The 17,965-nt window shown below is 30.2% G+C and carries 17 protein-coding genes; 4 read left to right on the top strand and 13 right to left on the bottom strand.

Translation table 11 applies throughout. The features are described from left to right. Positions 1-64: 64 nt before the first annotated feature. Both wecB and L0669_RS05290 read left to right on the top strand, forming a co-directional pair. Positions 65-1,153, top strand: coding sequence for a non-hydrolyzing UDP-N-acetylglucosamine 2-epimerase (gene wecB, locus L0669_RS05295; protein ID WP_263761862.1), 1,089 nt, complete (start codon positions 65-67; stop codon positions 1,151-1,153). After that, positions 1,153-2,340 carry a glycosyltransferase family 4 protein gene (locus L0669_RS05290; protein ID WP_263761859.1) on the top strand — a complete coding sequence of 396 codons (1,188 nt, stop codon included), beginning with the start codon at positions 1,153-1,155 and terminating at the stop codon, positions 2,338-2,340. The genes wecB and L0669_RS05290 overlap by 1 nt, the downstream gene beginning before the upstream one ends. 54 nt (positions 2,341-2,394) lie before the next feature. On the opposite strand, the gene L0669_RS05285 is transcribed toward L0669_RS05290, so the two are convergent. From L0669_RS05285 to L0669_RS05225, 13 genes are all read right to left on the bottom strand, one after another. Continuing rightward, entirely contained in the window at positions 2,395-3,378 is a 984-nt protein-coding gene (locus L0669_RS05285) for a UDP-glucuronic acid decarboxylase family protein (RefSeq protein ID WP_041519840.1), read from the bottom strand. Beyond that, on the bottom strand, positions 3,375-4,463 hold the full coding sequence (locus L0669_RS05280; RefSeq protein ID WP_263761856.1) for an O-antigen ligase family protein: 1,089 nt from the start codon (positions 4,461-4,463) through the stop codon (positions 3,375-3,377). The genes L0669_RS05285 and L0669_RS05280 overlap by 4 nt, the downstream gene beginning before the upstream one ends. Before the next feature lie 193 nt (positions 4,464-4,656). Further along, a complete protein-coding gene (locus L0669_RS05275; protein ID WP_263761854.1) occupies positions 4,657-5,745 on the bottom strand; it encodes a DUF1972 domain-containing protein in 1,089 nt (362 codons plus the stop codon). Then, positions 5,708-6,853, bottom strand: coding sequence for a glycosyltransferase family 4 protein (locus L0669_RS05270; protein ID WP_263761852.1), 1,146 nt, complete (start codon positions 6,851-6,853; stop codon positions 5,708-5,710). Before L0669_RS05270 ends, L0669_RS05275 begins: the two co-directional genes overlap by 38 nt. A 3-nt stretch (positions 6,854-6,856) precedes the next feature. After that, the gene (locus L0669_RS05265) at positions 6,857-8,089 is read right to left on the bottom strand and encodes an O-antigen ligase family protein (protein ID WP_263761850.1); all 1,233 of its coding nucleotides are present in this window, start codon (positions 8,087-8,089) and stop codon (positions 6,857-6,859) included. Further along, a complete protein-coding gene (locus L0669_RS05260; RefSeq protein WP_263761848.1) occupies positions 8,089-8,895 on the bottom strand; it encodes a glycosyltransferase family 2 protein in 807 nt (268 codons plus the stop codon). Before L0669_RS05260 ends, L0669_RS05265 begins: the two co-directional genes overlap by 1 nt. Next, entirely contained in the window at positions 8,896-10,116 is a 1,221-nt protein-coding gene (locus tag L0669_RS05255) for an oligosaccharide flippase family protein (protein ID WP_263761846.1), read from the bottom strand. Positions 10,117-10,230: 114 nt separating this feature from the next. Then, the gene (locus tag L0669_RS05250) at positions 10,231-10,749 is read right to left on the bottom strand and encodes a hypothetical protein (protein WP_263761844.1); all 519 of its coding nucleotides are present in this window, start codon (positions 10,747-10,749) and stop codon (positions 10,231-10,233) included. 39 nt (positions 10,750-10,788) lie between these two features. Next, complete coding sequence (locus tag L0669_RS05245; protein ID WP_263761842.1) at positions 10,789-11,766, bottom strand: hypothetical protein; 978 nt, start codon at positions 11,764-11,766, stop codon at positions 10,789-10,791. Positions 11,767-11,774: 8 nt separating this feature from the next. Next, entirely contained in the window at positions 11,775-13,454 is a 1,680-nt protein-coding gene (locus L0669_RS05240) for a DUF6909 family protein (protein WP_263761840.1), read from the bottom strand. 118 nt (positions 13,455-13,572) lie between these two features. After that, positions 13,573-13,962 (bottom strand): hypothetical protein, encoded by a 390-nt coding sequence (locus L0669_RS05235; protein WP_173972068.1) that lies wholly within the window; start codon positions 13,960-13,962, stop codon positions 13,573-13,575. Positions 13,963-13,967: 5 nt separating this feature from the next. Next, positions 13,968-15,452, bottom strand: a complete 1,485-nt coding sequence (locus tag L0669_RS05230) for a GH3 auxin-responsive promoter family protein (protein WP_263761838.1) — start codon at positions 15,450-15,452, stop codon at positions 13,968-13,970. An 11-nt stretch (positions 15,453-15,463) separates the two neighbouring features. After that, on the bottom strand, positions 15,464-15,964 hold the full coding sequence (locus L0669_RS05225; RefSeq protein WP_263761837.1) for a peptidase: 501 nt from the start codon (positions 15,962-15,964) through the stop codon (positions 15,464-15,466). A gap of 209 nt (positions 15,965-16,173) precedes the next feature. Here L0669_RS05225 and L0669_RS05220 point away from each other — a divergent pair, with 209 nt between their 5' ends. Both L0669_RS05220 and L0669_RS05215 read left to right on the top strand, forming a co-directional pair. Continuing rightward, a complete protein-coding gene (locus L0669_RS05220; protein ID WP_173972071.1) occupies positions 16,174-16,362 on the top strand; it encodes a Sec-independent protein translocase subunit TatA/TatB in 189 nt (62 codons plus the stop codon). Positions 16,363-16,468: 106 nt separating this feature from the next. Continuing rightward, positions 16,469-17,872 (top strand): glycosyl hydrolase family 8, encoded by a 1,404-nt coding sequence (locus L0669_RS05215; protein WP_263761836.1) that lies wholly within the window; start codon positions 16,469-16,471, stop codon positions 17,870-17,872. The last annotated feature ends 93 nt before the right edge of the window (positions 17,873-17,965 follow it).

Here is a 17,965-nt window from a genome sequence, read left to right as displayed (position 1 = left end):
CCAGATTCCAATTTAAACTTTACTTTTGCCAAAAGAAAATTTTTAGAAAGAATCCAATCCAATTATGAAAATCACTATAATCGCTGGCGCAAGACCTAATTTTATAAAAATTGCACCAATCATTAATGCCATAAAAAGCAAACAAAATGAAGGTTTTAATGTTTCATTTCGATTGGTTCATACTGGTCAACATTATGATAAAAACTTAAGTGATACTTTTTTTGAGGAATTAAATATTCCAAAACCCAATGTAAATCTTGAAGTCAAAAGTGGCTCTCAGGCAGAACAAACTGCAGCAATTATGATTGCTTTTGAGAAGGAATTACTTCAAAATCCTTGCGATTTGGTTTTGGTTGTTGGCGATGTCAACTCAACTATGGCGTGTTCGATTGTGGCCAAAAAATGCAATACAAAAGTAGCGCATGTCGAAGCCGGAATTCGTTCAGGAGATTTAATAATGCCGGAAGAAATTAACAGAATGTTGACCGACAGCATTACCGATTACTTTTTTACAACCTCAACTTCTGCTTCAGAAAATTTACTTAAACTGGGTTCAGATCCTGAAAATGTTCACTTTGTGGGCAATGTCATGATCGATACTTTATACCAAAATATTGATAGAATTTCGGCTCCGGATTTTTGGAATGAACATCAATTGGAAGAAAAAAACTATATCATTCTAACTTTACATCGTCCCGGAAATGTCGACGAAGTTTCATCGTTAATTAAATTATTGCACGGAATTGATGGTTTAGTAAATGACAAAAAAATTCTTTTTCCTATTCATCCCAGAACGCAAGCCATTTTGAGTGAAAGCGATATCAAGTTTAAAAACATCATTTTTGTGGCGCCGCAAGGTTATTTAAATTTTATGTATTTAATCAAAAATAGTTTTGCTGTTATTACAGATAGTGGAGGAATTTCTGAAGAAACAACAGTTCTTGGAATTCCGTGTTTTACAATGCGTAATAACACTGAAAGACCTGAAACAGAAACTATTGGATCTAATACTATTGTGGGAACTTCATTAGAAAATTTACAAAATATCTTTGGTCTGTTCTTGAAAAATGGTGCACGAAAAAGTGGTATTCCGGAATTATGGGACGGAAAGGCATCAGAAAGGATTATTTCAATTTTATTGGATAAAAAATAATGAAGGACATTTTAATCATATCCAATTATTACCCGCCCGAAAAAGGCGCTGCTGCTAATAGAATTGAGCAATTGGCATTAAAACTGAATCAAAACGGATATGCCGTTTCGGTGATTTCTCCACTTCCAAATTATCCAAAAGGGGAATTGTTTCCAGAGTATAAAGGAAAGTATTCGGTTACTGAAAAAGTTCAAAATATCATGCTAAAACGTCTTTGGATTTATCCCAGCAATAGTTCGAATATCTTCAAACGAATTGTTTCGACATTGTCATTCTCGACGACTCTGTTTTTCTATTTACTCTTTGCCAAAACACCTAAAAAAGTTATTGTTCAATCACCACCATTATTGCTTTCTTTTGTTTCGGTTTTTGTGCTTTGGCTGAAACGTAAAACCATCATTTTGAATGTTTCGGATCTTTGGCCAACGGCTGCCATTGAGCTCGAAGTATTAAAGAAAAATAGTGTTTCGCATAAAATCCTGCTTTTTATTGAACGCTTTATCTATAAAAAAGCAACTCATATTTTTGGACAATCAAACGAAATTATAGCACACATTCATTCGATATTTCCTGAAAAAAAATGCTTCTTATATCGTAACTATCCAGATCATTTTGTTGAAGATTTTCTAGAAGAAAAAGAAACTTCTACAGAACCAATTAAATTGTTTTATGCCGGATTATTAGGCGTTGCACAAGGAGTTTTTGAACTTATTCAGCAATTGAATTTAGAGAATTTAAATGTCGAATTACATATTTTTGGAGATGGCGCTGAGAAAACTCAAATTGTAAATTACCTCAACCAAAATCCGACTAAAAAGATAATCTTTCACGGAATGCTGGAACGAAATGTTTTGCATGAAACCTTGAAGAATTTAGATATAGCATTGGTTCCGCTTAAAACGAGAATCTACGGTTCTGTTCCTTCAAAAATATTCGAATATACTGCTTTAGGTTTTCCGGTGTTTTATTTTGGCGGAGGCGAAGGCGAAAATATTGTCGAAGAAAATAATTTGGGCTGGGTTGTTCCGGTTGAAGATTTTCAAAAATTAAATGCAACTTTAAACCAAATTTCTGAATTAGGAAAAGGTGAAATTCAAAAGATGAAAAAGACTATTTTTCTTCATGCAAAAAGTCATTTTAATCTGGATGCGCAAATGAAAGAACTAATTGAAAATAATGCTTTTTAGCAATTCTATAAAAAGAAAACGGGCAAATCTCTATTGAATATTTGCCCGTTTTTTTTATTTAATATAACTCGAAAAATCTTTATGTTCTTCTTTAGATAATTCTTCTTTAGAAAGTGATCTGAAATAATCATACGTAATCTTCATTCCTTCAGAACGGCTTACTTTTGCTTCCCAACCTAATAGCTCTTTTGCTTTTGTAGTATCTGGCTGGCGTTGTAAAGGATCATTTATTGGTAAAGGATGATAGACTACCTTTTGATTGGTTCCAGTTAATTTAATGATCTCTTCTGCAAAATCTTTAATCGTGATTTCATCCGGATTTCCAATATTTACCGGATATACATAATCTGAATGCAACAATCTGAAAATACCTTCGACCTGATCATCAACATAACAGAAAGAACGTGTTTGCATTCCGTCTCCAAAAATAGTTAGATCTTCTCCGCGCAAAGCCTGACCAATAAAAGCAGGAATTACACGTCCGTCGTTTAAGCGCATTCTTGGGCCGTAAGTATTAAAAATACGTACGATTCTGGTTTCTACACCATGAAAGGTATGGTACGCCATTGTTATGGATTCCTGAAAACGTTTTGCCTCATCGTAAACACCACGCGGACCAATTGTATTTACGTTTCCGTAATATTCTTCGGTTTGCGGATGAACCAAAGGATCTCCGTATACTTCAGAAGTTGAAGCAATCAGAATTCTTGCTTTTTTAACTCTTGCTAATCCTAATAAATTATGAGTTCCTAATGACCCTACTTTTAAAGTCTGAATTGGAATTTTTAAATAATCTATTGGACTTGCCGGCGAAGCAAAATGCAAAATATAATCTAAATCACCAGGAATATGAACAAACTTGGTAATATCGTGATGGTAAAATTCAAAATGTTCTAATTTGAATAAATGTTCTATGTTTTTAAGATCTCCCGTAATCAGATTATCCATCCCGATAACATAATATCCTTCTTTAATGAATCGGTCGCACAAATGCGATCCTAAAAATCCTGCTGCTCCGGTAATAAGTATTCTTTTCATTTCAATATTTTCTGTTCATTAGAATTGTTTGCTACATTAAATATGCAGTAAAGAATTATAAAGAAGATTATTCCTCTTTGTCTACTCAAAAAAGATTCGGTCAAAAATAAGACTATCATTGTTACTGAAAAAGCAATATGTACAAAATCTTTATTTAAAATTCCTTTTCTTATTGTAACAAACAACATGCTTATCACTATTAAAAAACCAAATACTCCCAATTCTGAAAATATTTGAATATATTCATTGTGAAAATTAAGCTCACCATAATTTGGGTATAAATTATGTTCTTTTACTTTTTCTTTTATTTTATCTTGCGAAGCATCTAATCCAAATCCCGTAAAAAAAATATTTTCTTCCTGAAGCATTTCTTTAAAAATTCTAATCTGAAAAAATCTAAATGCTGCTCCGGGGAAAAAATCATTTTGCTGAAACCTATTCTGATTCCAAGCTTGTTTTAAGCTAATATTATAAATTGGTCCCTGATTTTCTTTTGTCGTATTTTTTAAAGAACTATCAACAAATATTGTATCAAACTCTACCATAAATCTATCTCTGACCGGTTTTATAAAAGTTACAGAACTTACAGACATAATAATCACTACAGAAAGTATTGCTGTTTTTGTTTTTCCGGAAACAGCAGAAAAAAAGAAATAATAAACTATTATCATCCCTAAATCAACTATAATAATATTCTTAGATGATAATAAAAATATAAAAACAATAAGAATCAAAAATGAAGTCTTGTCGATAATTGATTTTTCTTTTTTAGCCAGAAAAAAAAACATAGCTAAAGAAGCAAAAACAGCCATATAAATTGCATTTAATTCTAAAGTAACTAATTCATGATAAAAGAATACATCCTTGTTTCCTGAATTCCTGAATTTAACAATTGCTTTTAAAAAATAGAAAATAGCGAAACCAGTCATTGTAAAACTGAAGTATTTAATAACCTTATTTACATGATTCCTATTTACTTTTGGTAATCCACAAAACGCCAGGGGAATCAATAAAAACAATATTTCTTTTTGTAATCCCTTTACTGTCTGTTTGCTTTCGATTGTCCAAATAAGAGAGATTAACATTAAAATATACAACAACATCGGGAGCAATAAAACTCTGGGAAGTGAAAAATCTGCTTTTTTGAATTGGATAAAAGAAACAATTAAAAAAATGATGCAGGTTAAACTTCCAATTATGTGTTTCATTGGAAGTGTGATTAACATTACAGTTAGAAGATAAACCAACAATGTTTTATTCTTCCATAATTCATCAATTTTACTGAAGACTTTTTTCGAATAATCTGAAGTATGATTCATTTATTTTATTCCAATTAAATTCTTTAATTATAGTATCAAAATTATCGTGAACAATTTGTTCATAATCTCCTCTTTTTATTGTTTCAATAAGATTTTTAATATCACTAGCATTCGAAAAATAAAATGCGTTTTCTTGTAAAATAGCGCGGTTAAATTCGTTGTTATGTGCTACAATTAATGCTTTTGCCGCCATTGCTTCCAACAAAGAAGGATTTGTTCCTCCTACTGAATGTCCGTGAAAATAAAGATTACAAAAATATCTCAGATTATCTAAATGCTCTTTATCATAGATTCCTCCTGTAAAACGTATATTTTGATGGTTACAAAACTTCTTTTTAAGATAATTTCCAAAATCATTATCATTATTACCTATCACCATTGTTACTTTATTATCCTCACTTTTGGCAATTCCATTTAAAATTACTTCAATATTATTTTCAGGTTCAAATCTTGCAATGATCAAGTTGTAATTATACTTCAATACATTATATTGCAAAAGTATGTCCTCATTTTGTGTGGTAAATGGCTCAGCACCATATGCAATATAACTACTTTCCTGCTTGTACTTTTCCTCTAAATATTTTTTTATACCTAATGAATCTGCAATCAAATGATGACTATTATTTACTGCCATTTTTTCAGCAAATTGTAGAAATTTTTGAGTTATTTTAGAATACTTAGTTCTTTTCCATTCTAATCCATCCATATTGGTAATGATGATTGCTTTTTTAGGCAAAAGAAAAGACCATATAGAACTACTTGTGTAACCTAATTGCAGAATAATATCAAAATTTCTTTTTCTTGAATCGAGAATACAATTCAAATCATAAATAAATTGCCCAAGGGTTCCAATTTTATATTCCGGATCATATTGGTGAATAATATTTACCCTTTTAAAAAGTTTTTCCTGAAAAATATGATTGTGCGAATTGTATACATATACATCTTGATTGTGCTTTGCCAGGAAAACAGCAAAAATTTCAGCAAATTGCTCAAATCCTCCGTAATTATTAGGAATTCCTCTGGTACCAAGAATGGCTATTTTCATTTGTTTTTTTGATACTCTTATTTAATTCTTTTGTATAATTTAGTGCGGATTTTCTCCAATTGTACTTTTCTTTAATCAATTCTGAATAGCTTAGCGGTTTCTTTTCTTTCAATTTTAACTGAATTTTTTGATGTAAATCAACTTTATTAAACGGATCAAACTCACAATTTTTTAAAAAATGAAAATCTTTCATAGCAGTTGTATCTGCATAAATTGACGGAATTTCGGCCACTGCCGCCTCTAAAGGCGGAATCCCAAATCCCTCAGCAATTGAAGGATAAATAGAAAGTGTTGCTCCTTTAATTAATAAATGAATTTCCTCAAAATTAACTTTATCTAAGATAATTATCTTTTCCTTAATGGAATTAGGTAAAGAATTATATAAGAGGTTAAAATTGTTATTTGAAAAATCTTTTTTTCCAACCAAAACTAAATAAAAATCTTTGTAGTAATTATTCTCAATGAAAACTTCTAATAAAAAATGATGATTTTTTCGAAGCTCCCATCTACTAACATAAATAAAATAGTTATCTACCTTGTACTTTTCTTTAATCGTTAATTTTACAACTTCTTTATCGTATTTTTCAAAGAATACATTATTAACAGCATTTGAAGTAATTTCAATTTGATCGATATTAAATCTATCTTGAATTTGCCTTTTTGAATACTCTGAAACAGTTAATATTATATCAGATCGTTTTGCACTATAGCTAAATAAAAACTTGTTTTTTACACGATACAGCCAAGAGAAATATTGTGGATATTCTAAAAAAATTAAATCATGAATTGTATTGATATATTTACAATACTTTATAGGTGGCACTATATATTGAAAATGAGCATAATCAATTTTATTATCTTTTATAAGTTTTGGAATATCAATTAATAAACGATAGAATTTATTTGTCGTTTTAAACTTTAAATATTTTATATTTTCATTATTTCCAAAGGTTTCTTTTAGAATTGTCGTGTTTTTTGCTGCAAAAAAAAATTCTTTACTATTATCTTTTATTAATTCCTGATATAAACCTGTAATATAGGTTCTTGTTCCTTCAAAACTTTTGTCAAAAATATGACAGTCAACAAATATTTTTATTCTTTTCTGCATCTATTATTCCTTTAATAAAATATTTTGTCGTGAAGAAAATACAAATAAACCTCCTAAAATTATGATGATAACATCTCTAGGGTTATATATACCAGTAATTGTTAGTGTTGTAAAAAGAAAACATACACCAGTTATACTGATAAAAACATTTATAAATATATAATTAGAATAGATATACCGATACAAATTCAGCAAAAAATACAATAACAAAAATATGCCCAAAATTCCAGTTTTATAAAATATGTAAATGTATCCATTATGCGTTTCTGAAATGTATCGAATGCCGTCGCTGTCAAGTGGTGCCTTAAATTTAAGATCAATTAAAGATCCAAATCCTGTTCCTACAATATAACTTATAGGAGTCTTATCCATCAATGCTAATGCTCTTTTAGCCTCATATCCCCTCCAATGATCCCATAATTGTTTATGGTTCTCTCTATCAATTTTAGTATTAAACATTTCTGCCGGTGCTATTTTTACTTTATATAAAAAAGACTCTAAACTTTTCCCATTTCTATCTATTTTAATCGAAAACAAATAGATATATAATACACCAATAGCAATTATAAACCCTAACAATATTTTTATATTTCTACTATTAATTTTTGTATATCCAAAAATAGTTAGCACCCCTAAAAAAAACACAACTATCATCGTTCTTGAAAAATATAGAAGACATGATATCAAAAGTGTAAAGAAAATAATGTAATTAAAGACTTTATTTTTGAAAATTTTACTATCTAAAAATCTATTATAAAAGCAAATGAATAATAAACTAAATAACTCCATAAAATTATCTTTACCAAAAGCACTTCTAAGATCATTAATTTTTTCAATCGATAATTTACCATTAAATAAAACTAATAAAATATGAAAAAATGCCATAGAAAACCCCGTGAGAACAATTATTTTTATAAAACTTTTAAAATCTATTTTTTGAAAAAAAAGATACCCTAACATTAATCCAATAATTGGTTTTATAAAATGAGATATGTCTTTTATGAAATAAATTATTTCAAAATCCCTCCACAGACCACTAAAAAATCCAAGTATGAAGATTAAAAAAAGAGGGGTTAGCAAATTTATAATTTTGACACTTATTTTAAAGCCGTTTAATAACAATAGTATAAAAAAAACAACTATTTGAATTACAATATTTATTCTAAAAGAAGATAAATAAAGCTGTGAAAACACAACAAGCAGAAATAAGGGAACTATAATTTGCCTGGTTTTCATTAAATTTTATTTGAAATTCGTTTTATAAATATATTAATTGAAATCATTATTAAAGCAATCCATCTCTCTGCTCCGGAAAAATGTTTATCGATATAAATTTGATAGCCATTCATTAAAAGTTTATTTCTTGAAATATTATGACCAACAAAATGAATATAATTAATCGATGGGACGAAAACACAATTTTTTCCGCTATTATGCATTCTTCTACACAAATCTACATCTTCAACATACATAAAAAAGTCTAGATCAAATCCTTGTAAATCTATATAATCTTTCTTTCTCATCAACATAAATGCTCCCGTTACCCAATCTACAATATATTTTTGCTTTAAATTAAATTTTCCTTGTACGAACTCTCTTCGTTTATCATTTAAAAAAGAAATTTTAAGTACCGTTAATGGAGACGGAAATCTTCCCACTGCTGATATATATTTTTTATCACTATTGAGCATGTTAACTGTAACAATTCCGTAATTATTTTTTGAATACAAAATCTCAATCGCTGGTTTTATATCATTTAATAAAATAGTATCATTATTTAATAATAATATTGTTTCTCCTTTAGCATAAGATACTCCAAGATTATTTGCTTTTCCAAAACCTAAATTCTTATGGCTTTGAATGACAATAACCTCTGGAAATTTTTCTTTTATAAATGAAACACTATTATCTTTTGAATCATTATCAACCATTATTATTTCGTACGTCAAATCGCTTAATTGCTTGTACAAAGAGTTCAAGCAATCATCTAAATAAATTAATCCATTGTAGTTGACAATAACAATCGAGATAATTCCTTTCATCTAAAATAAAGTGTAAAATCCCAATTTTTTCTTTATGTAATATACACATAAAAAATTGAGCAATATATTTGTAAATAAACTTGCAAAAGCAGCACCAAGAATTCCATAAAATGAAATAAATATTATGCTTATTAAGACATTTGCAATAAAACAGACCAAAGTAATGTTTCTTAAAATATCTTGATTATTTGTCATGTTTAATATTTGGTCACCATTTCCCGACATTGCGTTAATAAGTACTCCCAAAATTAATACTATTAAAACATTTCCTCCAATAATAGCCTCAGAGCTAAAAAAAGATAAAATAGCTTGATTAAAAATTAGTACTGTAAGAACTAAAGGAATTGTTAGAATTGAAATTAATTTTGTGGCATTTTGAATGGTTTTCTTTAACTCAATGAAATTATTTTCGCCAAACAACTGAGCTATTTTTGGAGTTGTAATGGTGCTTATAGATACAATAATGAGTAAACCAAGATTAGCTACTTTAAAAGCTATATTATAAATACCTAATTGCTTCTCATCTACCATTAAACCAAGTATAATAATACTTGTTCCGTTTAGTAAATACATTAAGAAACCACTAAGAAAGAAAGGAGAAGCGGTTTTTAGAAGCATTTTTGTAGATTGAACCTCAATTGAGTCTTTCGATTTCCATTCAAAAACAGTAAAAATTTCGATAATAACAGTAAAAAAAATTGCTAATGAAAACGCTAAAAAAGTAAAATACTGCCCTTTTCCTAAAAAATGAAATAATACCAAAAAGCCAATCAATAAAACATTTGGAACAACAAACATAAATAGATTAAACTTTAAAAAGTTTTTTGTTGCAATAAAAAAATAGACAAAAATTTCATGCGCAACAAAAATGGGGATTGCTACGGCAAATACTAAGAAGTACGAATCAAGACCTGCATTTTTAAAAATTGAGTTTGATAAAAAATGCCTTCCGAAATAGAAAATCAACATTGGAATTAAAGCAAAAAGCAATGTTATTTTAAAACTTTTTATTAATAGTTTTTTTGCTGCTGGATAATCGTAATTTCTGTTTCCAATGATTTTAATGAGTGTATTTGGAATTCCAAAACTTACAAACAAGCTGCATATCTGCGAAATTGTAACTATTAAAGAATATTCTCCAAATACTGCAACTCCAAAAAACCGGTTTATTAATAAAACAATCAGAAAAGATATTCCTAAACCAAAAATTCTAAATTGCATGTTTTTTACAAAAGAAACAATCAAATTTTTATGTTTTTTATAAATCAAATTCATAATTATCTTAAGTCATAAATAAATATTCTGACTTTATTTTGTAAAATTTAAAGAAGCAGCTTATTTAAATTCAATTGCCATTTTATCCATAAGTAAATCACTACCCATTAAATATGGATCATACGCCCCATTTACTGTACTCAATTTATATCCGTAATAATTCATATCCCAGGCTACAAATTCGTTAGGTACAAACCATTCTACAAAGTTTTCATTTCCTCCATCAAGTGTTTTATCTTTAAACTTGATCGAAATATTTTTTATTGTAACATAGGTTTGACTTGGATTTACTCCTAAATCTACCCTAAAATTTTTAGGTTCAATTCCTTTTGGTAAATCTAATATTATTTTTTGCATTTTATTTGATGCATAAACTGCTTGCGTAATCGAGTTATCATTATTCCAGTCTTTTCCATCAACTAAGTAATAGACCTCTAATTTGTCGTTTTTTTGAAAAAGTCCTTCGATTTCTATAGAATAATTGCCTTTTATTGTCTCGTTTTCTCTACTAAGAGAATTTTGGCAAGCGGTAAAAAGTACAAATGTAAATACTAAAAGGCTAAGTAATTTTGTTTTCATTTATTAAAATTAATTTCAGGAAATTTTGAATGGCTTTATTTAGTTTATTAATTCTTTTCTTTTATAAGATCTTTTACAAAAAGGCAATAAAAAAAATAAGATAATAAAAACTACTGGCAATAAAAATTTGAACTTTAAATAAAATGGTTTTCGATACTCAACATTAATAGATATACTGTTATCCTTTATAGTTTTATCGTAACCAATTAATTCAAGTCTGTGAAATGATTGTTCATTCAACAATGCATCTTTTGTTTTAATAATATCATTTAACTGAGTGTTTTCATTGTAATAAACCAATTTATCATTTTTTAATGAGCCTTTTAATGTGTTCGAAAAATTACTTAAAACACCGTCTATCTGTTTAATTATAGAGTCATTTTGCTTCATTTTGGTAGTAATATTATAATACGTTTCTTTTTGAATTTTATTATAATAATCCGTTGTATTCAAATATTTTAAAAGCGGCTGAATTAATTTTTCTTCAGATACTTTTTTACCTGTTGATATTAGGATTGCCTGATTTGTATAATTTTTGCTAGTCATACTTTCATCAAGAATCTTTTTTATATCACCATCTTCAGCCATCAATTTTATTAATTCAAAATTTTCAGGTCTGTTCTTTATAAAATTGTACACATCAGCAATAGGCTTTACTTCTATCATTTTTAGATTTTTGGGCTGCTGAATACCAACAACTTCTTTCAAAAAAATAGTATCACCTTCATTTATTTTTGAATTTATCAATTCAATTTTTGAAGACAAATAATCTGTACTCCCAAAATTAGGTGCTACAATAATTTCGTGTTTGTAGATTTTTTGAGTACTATCTAAAAACCACCCCAAACCAAATCCGGCCAAAAACAAAATCAAAATAATAATCCAGTTTCTAATAAAAAACTGAATTATTCTAAAAATAGAAGCGCTGATTCCCTGAAAAAAAATATTTATTTTTTGTGAAATCACACTTAAATCAATTTCTTGATCTTCATTGTTTTGGGGTACTTTTGTACTCATTTATAGATTTATTTTACGTTGAAAATTTGTTCCAAAATTTTAATCGTGATCAGGTAAGTTGGTTTTACACCTGTAGTTCCTAATCCACCAGAAGCTAATGTACTTCCGGTTTCAAGTGGATTATCTGAGGCGTAATACGCGTAACGAACTTTGATATCATGCGGAACACTTTTTCTAATTTTTGATGCTGACTGAATGGCTTTTTGGTAATAAGATCCTTCCATTTCAAGGCCAATAACTCCCCAGGTCGATTCGTGAAAGAATTTCAATAAATCCCTGTTTTGTAATGATGTTCCTAAAACGGTAACCATCGCACCTTCAAAAACTGCAATATCGTTTCCTTCGAACATTGCTCCTGTTAATTCATTTTCGAAGAAATAATTATCTGCCGTTCCTTCGTTTATATGTGCTGTAGGAATCATGATATCGCCTTTTCCACCTTCCAGAATTCCGGCTTTACCCATTATCGAAACTGATTTTACATTTAGTAAAGTTTCTTTTTTATAAGGTTTTAAAAGCTCATCTATTGTTTCGTAAGCTTGCTCACCAAAAGCATAATCCATTACGATAATAACCGGAGCGGCTTCGTCAAGAACTGTTTTTGGAAATGCTGTTTTTGCCCAGTCAATTTTTGCAGTATCAAAAATCTGAACGTCAATATTCGTTCCTGAACTATCAGGTAAAGAAATCATTCCGTTTTTTAAAGCCAGTTCTTCAACATGACTTCTGGTTTCTTTAGCACCGGATTTACTTAATTCTTCATAAATATAAAAATCAGACTTGTCCTTGAATTTTGTTTTCAACAACGGTGTTGCAAAAATAGAGTTCATCACACTATGCATATTCGCACTTATCACGTGAATCGGACGTTTTAAAAGGCTATTTGCCTTAAGAACTTCCTTGATGTTCGTTGCCCAGATTTCACCGTGAATATGGTGCCCTAAACGCTCTCTTAATACAGGACTAAAAGTTATGGTACGTTTATTATTATCAATAACTTCTTCAATCGCTAATTTTCCTAACCAATAAATTACATGCAGGAAACGATCCGGAGCATTTTCTGATCCAAAAGCATCATAAATATCCAGAACCTCTTCAAAAGTTCGTGCTAAAATATTAGCAACATGCGAGATTGCTTTTTCTTTTTCAATTTGAGAAAGCTTTTTGGTTTGTAATACAGCTTGCTCTAATTTCAACCAGTCGCGCGAAACTTCCCCTCCGTCATCTAATAAAACCCTGTTTTTGATTTTATGCGATTCTATGAAAATAAATGTCAAGTGAGTCAGGATATCATAAATATCTGATCTTCCGCGAGTGATTTCAACATTCATTTGTTCCTCATCGATTCTGTAACAGTTACGTCTTCTTTTTGGAGGAACAATTGCCTGAAAATGCGATTTTGAATAACCTTCATCCGAAGTTAAATTGATAAAACGACATTGCTCGATACCTATTGGTAAACGTTCTATAACGTACAAAAGTCCGTTAAGCTCTACTTTTTCTTCGCCTATGTTTCCGTATATTTCCGGACGTAATGCTAATAATGATTCACGTAAACTATCGCCCGAAACTCCCATTGGTTTATAAAAACCACGGTTGAATAAGTGACGCATTGTAATGTACATTTTTTCTATAGCTGCAGATGATTCCTGCGCTCTTGATCTTGATATATTTTTAGTTTCTTTCATGCTATTTTATTTTAAAATCTTCTGTTGAAGAAGATGTAATAGGTATTTTATTAAACGAAATTAGGAATTAAAAATGTTAATTCAACTGAAATCTATTCATGTCATTATTTGATAACATTTATTTTAAACTAAGATTTACAATTTGGATAACTTCACATTCTGCAACTTTATGTGGTCCTTCCATAAAAAAACCTTTTAATCCTGTTTTTATTTTTTGTTTGTGAAATTCTTGATTCATTTCATTTACTATCCACATTTTAGCTTTTCCGAAAGCTGTAACACGAATAGATTTATCCAGAATAACCTGACCGTCTTCATCTAGAAACTCTGGCCAGATCATCCATATTTTTTTTAGATTTTCATCTTCAGAATACATAAAATCTGAGCGATAACCCTGAGCAGGATTTCCTGTTTTTCTTCCTCCTTCTTCTGGTGACAAAAAACGATATTCGACTATAAAATCACATTCGCGATTTTTAATTTGCTCATAAGATATATGATTATCCATTTTCTCTATTTCAAATTATCAGCAATATCTCTATTGTTCGATAATCTCGGAATTTTATTCTGTCCGCCTAATTTTCCTTGCGATTTCATATAATCCTGAAATCCATTTTTCGAAACTTTGGTTACAACCACTTTTCTCAACACATTCCCGGTAATTAAATCATCGTAGTAAATATTTTGCTTTCGCATAGAATCATCAATAGCTTCGCCAAAAGCTTCTAAATTTTCGGGTTCATTTTCAAATTCAACCAGCCATTCGTGATAAGGCAATCCGCTTGAAGGGTTTATTTGAGGGGCAACCGTAAATTCGTTGATAACAATTTTAGTTCCCTCTGTTGCTTCTTTCATTGCTTTTTCGACTTCGTTGGCAATAACGTGTTCACCAAAAGCTGAAATATAATGTTTGATTCGGCCCGAAACGATTACACGATGCGGAAATAATGATGTAAACTGAACTGTATCACCAATATTATAACGCCAAAGTCCCGCATTTGTAGAAACGATCAAAGCATAATTTACGCCAATTTCTACTTCGCCAACTGTATAGCTTTTTGGATTTTCTGAAAAGAATTCATCGGCTTTTATAAACTCATAGAAAATTCCTGAATTCAATAACAACAGCATTCCTTTAGATTTTTGCAAATCCTGATACGCAAAAAATCCTTCAGAGGCTGGAAATAACTCAATGCTGTCAACTTTTCGGCCAATCATTTTTTCGAATTTGGCACGATAAGGTTCGTAATTCACTCCTCCATAAATAAATAGATTGAAGTTTTTAAACAAATCCCCTATTTTTTTTCCGCTGCTTTTTTCCTGTAATCGCTCAAAATACATTTGTACCCAAGACGGAATTCCGGAAATTATGGTCATGTCCTGATCAATAGTTTCTTCTACAATCGCATTTACTTTGGTATCCCAATCTTCGATACAATTGGTTTCCCAGGATGGCATTCTGTTTTTTTGAAGATATTTAGGCACAAAATGAGCTCCAATTCCGGACAATCTTCCAAATTTAATCCCGTATTTTTCAATTAAAATTGGACTTCCTTGCAGGAATATCATTTTTCCATCAACAAAATCAGCATTTCCGGTTTCGTATATATAATGTAAAATTGCATTTCTCGAAGCTTCAATATGATACGGCATTGATTCTTTGGTCAGCGGAATATATTTTGCTCCGGAAGTTGTTCCTGAAGTTTTGGCAAAATAAAGTGGTTTCCCTTTCCAGAGAATATTTTTTTCGCCCATTCGAACTTTGTCTATATAAGGTTTTAAATCTTCGTAATCACGAATTGGCACACGTTTCCTGAAATCATGAACCGTATTTATTTTATCAAAGTGATGATCTGTACCAAACTGGGTTTCTTTGGCACTATTTATTAAACTTTTAAAAACTGCTTGTTGCGTTTCGACCGGTTTATTGGCCCAAGCCTGTGTTTTATAGAATATTTTCGTGGCAAATAATTTTGCAGCTACTGATTTAATCGACATTTCTTACGGTATTATTTCTTGTCACTTTTGTTTTTACTTCGAGTTTTTTCGCCCGTCTCCTTCTCCATCTTTGCCACTTGTTCCCTTAATTTAATTTCTTCTTCAGAGGCTTTCATATTTACTTCTGAAACTTCCTCAGTTTCTGCCATAATCGAATCTTTATTGAATTTTGCATACTCTAATTCGCCTTTTAAAACTTTCTGAATTCCTTTTATATAGGCTTCATTTTTCTTTAAAGCGGTTTCTAATGAATCTGATTTGATGGCCAGTTCAGTTGCATTCTTCTTTAATTCAGATGAAGAATAACCCGGAATAAATTCGCGCAAAGGCGTAAAAGCAATGATGAAAGTAGTAATTAAAATTAGAAATATCCCTCCTAATGTGAACGTTACGAACACATTCATTAAGTTGAGTTTGAACGAAAAAATTTCTTCGAAAGTATCTTCATTCAAAATTACCAGTCGGTTTTTGATGAATAAATTTTTTCTGAAATTGAACTTTTTTCTGGTCATTACGGTTGTTTATACGAGCAAATATAATAATTAATCGCCTTGTTGATACCTTACAAAAATGAAGGAATAGGCTCATTTTAAGATTTTATAAAATATTTAACGCTACCGGAAACTAATATTTTAATCCAAAAACACTTCTTCTTCGTATATTTCTATATACATTTGCATAAAATTAGAACATAATTTGCTTCGGCATTAAATATACAATCATGGGAAGATTAGGTCTTACAGAAATCCTTGTAATAGTAGGTATTGTGATATTACTTTTTGGAGGTAAAAAAATTCCGGAATTAATGAAAGGTTTAGGAAGTGGAATTAAAGAATTTAAGAACGCTGCTAAAGACGATCAAACCCCTCCTGCACCTTCTGCTAAAAAAGAAGAGGAAGAAATTAAATAAGAAATTATATCCTTATTATAAAACCCCAAATTACGATGTAGTTTGGGGTTTTTATTTTATCTAAAAAAACTTACTTTTAGAGTCCCTAAATCAAATAACAATAATAATGAAAAACCTACTTCTTATTACTGTTGCTTTTTTGTGTCTCAAAAGTTATGCACAAAAGCAACCCTTTCCTGCCAATGTAGTATTTACAAATGGCCTAATGGCATCAAACAAAAATGCTCTCGATGCACAAAATAATTATAAAATCTGGAAAGATAATTTTGTTACAAGCTGTTCGAATGGCCGATTCAGAGTAAAATTTGACGATCCTTCGCAAACTGTTTCTGAAGGAATTGGTTACGGAATGCTACTTGCTGTTTATGCCGCCGATAAAACATTGTTTGATGGTCTTTGGTTGTATTATAAAGACAATGTAAATTTTAATGGTGTAATGAACTGGAAAATTAACGGCTGTTCTGGAATAAATGGTGCAAATGGTGCGACAGATGCAGAACTTGACGCTGCCTTTGCGCTTATTGTTGCCGATTATCAATGGGCAAGTAACGGAACTTTAAATTATAAAAGTGACGCGCAAACATTGATTGCTACTATAAAATCTCATGAAATTGAAGCCAATACTTTTGTTTTAAAGCCTGGAGATCAATTCGGCGGAAGCCAAATTACAAATCCCTCTTATTTTTCGCCAGCCTATTACAGAGCTTTTGGAACTTTTTCAAATGATGTCACTTTTTGGAATCAGGTTGCTGCAAAATCTTATACCATTATCAACAATAACTTAACTGTAAATAATGCTGTTGGTGGGTTAGTTTCTGACTGGTGTCAGGCATCTGGCGCTTATTCTACTATAGCTTCAGCCAATGGGTACAATAGAGAAGGAAAAGCGTATACTTATGATGCTGCAAGAACTCCATGGCGTATTGCTGTTGATTATTTATGGTATGGAAATGCTGATGCAAAGGCTTACGCCAAAAAATCATCTGATTTTGTACGCATAAATCTTGGCGGATCTGCCAATATCAAAGACGGCTACAACCAAAACGGATCTTTAAACGGGCAATGGCATAATGCTACTTTTGTGGGTGCATTTGCCTGTGCAGCAATGGCGGGTGAAAATCAGGCACATTTAGATGCTTCTTATAGTGACTTAAATAACTTAAATGAACCCAACAGTTATTTTAATCATACATTAAAAACATTGTATTCTTTTTTATTGACAGGTAATTTTTATCTGCCGCCAACGGGCAATTTATCTACTGGAGATTTTGATTTAGAAAAGTCTACTGTTACACTTTTCCCAAATCCGAGTGCTGATCAATTTACTGTTCATGCCCCTCAGCAATCTACCATTTCTGTAATTTCTCCTTCAGGAAGCATTATTCATCAGCAAAAAACAACAAATGAAAATACAGAAATCAATTTAGCCAATCAATCTTCCGGAATTTATTTAATAAAAATATCCAATGATGATTTTAAAAGTGTGACTAAAAAAGTGATTTTGAAGTGATTTATAAAAACCAAAACTCCCAAATTATATATTATAATTTGGGAGTTTTTTATTTCTACTTTCCAATTTTGGAATTTGGAATTTATTTTTTGG

Origin of the sequence: Flavobacterium bizetiae (genome assembly GCF_024271895.1) — a bacterium.
In the GTDB taxonomy this organism is placed as follows: Bacteria; Bacteroidota; Bacteroidia; order Flavobacteriales; family Flavobacteriaceae; genus Flavobacterium; species Flavobacterium bizetiae.
This window is presented reverse-complemented; position numbering and strand designations above follow the sequence as displayed.